The sequence below is a fragment of the Archangium sp. genome (genome assembly GCF_036389735.1).
GTDB lineage: Bacteria > Myxococcota > Myxococcia > Myxococcales > Myxococcaceae > Archangium.
This window is the reverse complement of record NZ_DASVWK010000313.1, coordinates 1-1,647: the sequence shown is the minus strand read 5'-3', so window position 1 is coordinate 1,647 and position 1,647 is coordinate 1. Positions and strand designations below refer to the sequence as shown.

Genomic DNA, 1,647 nt, shown 5'->3' with positions numbered 1-1,647 from the left:
ATCTGCGACGTCAGGCGCGCCACCTCCGCGTCGGAGATGGGCAGCGGCTGCTGGTTCTGCACCGTGCCGGGGAAGCCCGTAATCTTGGGCGTGTTCTTCACCAGGTGGAGCGTCCGGTCATTCAGCTCCATCTGCACGAAGATGTAGCCCGGGAAGAACTTACGCCGGGACGTCTTCTTCTCGCCCTTCACCATCTCGACGACCTGTTCCATCGGAATCAGGATTTCGCCGAACAGGTCCTGCAACCCCTCGAGACGGATCCGCTCCTCCAAGCTCTTCTTCGCCTGGTTCTCGAAGTTCGAGTAGGTGTGGACCACGTACCATTTCATCGCCATTACAGCTTCCCCCAGATGGCGGGTATCCACTCAACCATAAGGTTGTAGGCGAGGGTGTCGATCAAGAAGAGGACGACGGCCGCCACCAAGGAGGCGACGATGACCGCCATGGTCGATGCCTTGGTCTCCGCCCAAGAGGGCCAGGTGACCTTCATCAACTCGGAGGCGACGTCCAACGAGAGCGCGTGGCTCTTGGGGTGCAGGTAGGCGCCCACCACGATACCGGCGGCGAGCACGAAGCCCACCAGGGTCGACACCTGCCAGTCGACGCCTTCGATGACCGTGGGGTCACTCCACCCCGCCCGGGCCCAGATGAGGCCGCAGACGTGCTCCAGGAAGAGCGCGAAGATGAGACCCGCGATGAGGAAGAAAATGACGACGAGCCGCTTCGGGTCCATGCCCGAACGGTTCGCTTGCTGGCTGGCCTCGGATGCCGCTGCCATGATTCCTCGCAGACTGAATGCGACTTGATACCGGAAAACACAGGGACCCCCGGTACGGGGGTACCGGGGGTCCCTGCAACTGAACGACTGGCAGGCCAGGAGGGATTCGAACCCCCAACACGCGGATTTGGAGACCGCTGCTCTACCGTTGGAGCTACTGGCCTAAAGAACACCCGACCACAACAGCCGAACTAGACCTTACCTTCCTTATGGACGGTATGCTTCCGGTCGCGGGGGCAGTACTTGCTCAGCTCGAGCTTGTCCTGGCTCTTCCGCTTGTTCTTCGTCGTGTAGTAGTTCCGCTCCTTGCACTGCGTGCACTCAAGCGAAATGATGCTGCGGTTGCCTCTGGGCATGACTTGAACTCGATAGGCACGAGGGGAAAGCTGCTTATCACAGCTCCCCCCTCGGGGTTAACCACCAGTTGGGGCAGGCACGAGGCCCACCAGCCAACTAGGCGATGATCTCGGCCACGACGCCGGCGCCCACGGTGCGGCCACCCTCGCGAACAGCGAAGCGCAGCTCCTTCTCCATGGCCACCGGCATGATCAGCTCGACCTCGATGGCGATGTTGTCACCGGGCATCACCATCTCGACGTTGTCGGGCAGCTTCACCGTGCCGGTCACGTCCGTGGTGCGGAAGTAGAACTGCGGGCGGTATCCCTTGAAGAACGGGGTGTGGCGACCACCCTCCTCCTTCGACAGGACGTAGATCTGCGCCTTGAATTTGGTGTGCGGGGTGATGCTGCCCGGCTTGGACAGAACCTGGCCACGCTCGAGGTCCTCACGCTTGAGACCACGCAGCAGGGCGCCGATGTTGTCACCCGCCCGGCCCTCGTCCAGCAGCTTGCGGAACATCTCCACGCCCG

Annotated in this window: 3 protein-coding genes, 1 tRNA gene and 1 pseudogene; all 5 read right to left on the bottom strand. The window is 62.1% G+C overall.

Annotated features, from left to right (window positions below; genetic code table 11):
- On the bottom strand, positions 1 to 335 hold a 335-nt coding region (locus VF794_RS11115; protein ID WP_331109520.1), incomplete at its 3' end, for a transcription termination/antitermination NusG family protein.
- Positions 335 to 778, bottom strand: a complete 444-nt coding sequence (gene secE, locus VF794_RS11110; RefSeq protein WP_331109518.1) for a preprotein translocase subunit SecE — start codon at positions 776 to 778, stop codon at positions 335 to 337. The genes secE and VF794_RS11115, both read right to left, overlap by 1 nt.
- 88 nt (positions 779 to 866) lie before the next feature.
- Positions 867 to 942 (bottom strand) — tRNA-Trp (locus VF794_RS11105).
- A gap of 27 nt (positions 943 to 969) precedes the next feature.
- Positions 970 to 1,134 carry a 50S ribosomal protein L33 gene (rpmG, locus tag VF794_RS11100; protein ID WP_331093215.1) on the bottom strand — a complete coding sequence of 55 codons (165 nt, stop codon included), beginning with the start codon at positions 1,132 to 1,134 and terminating at the stop codon, positions 970 to 972.
- Positions 1,135 to 1,231: 97 nt separating this feature from the next.
- Positions 1,232 to 1,647 (bottom strand): annotated as a pseudogene (tuf, locus tag VF794_RS11095) (elongation factor Tu); the annotation flags it as partial.

Coding starts and splice junctions, on each gene's coding strand:
- rpmG (WP_331093215.1), bottom strand. CDS start 1,134: ATGCCCAGAGGCAACCGCAGCATCATTTCGCTTGAGTGCACGCAGTGC.
- secE (WP_331109518.1), bottom strand. CDS start 778: ATGGCAGCGGCATCCGAGGCCAGCCAGCAAGCGAACCGTTCGGGCATG.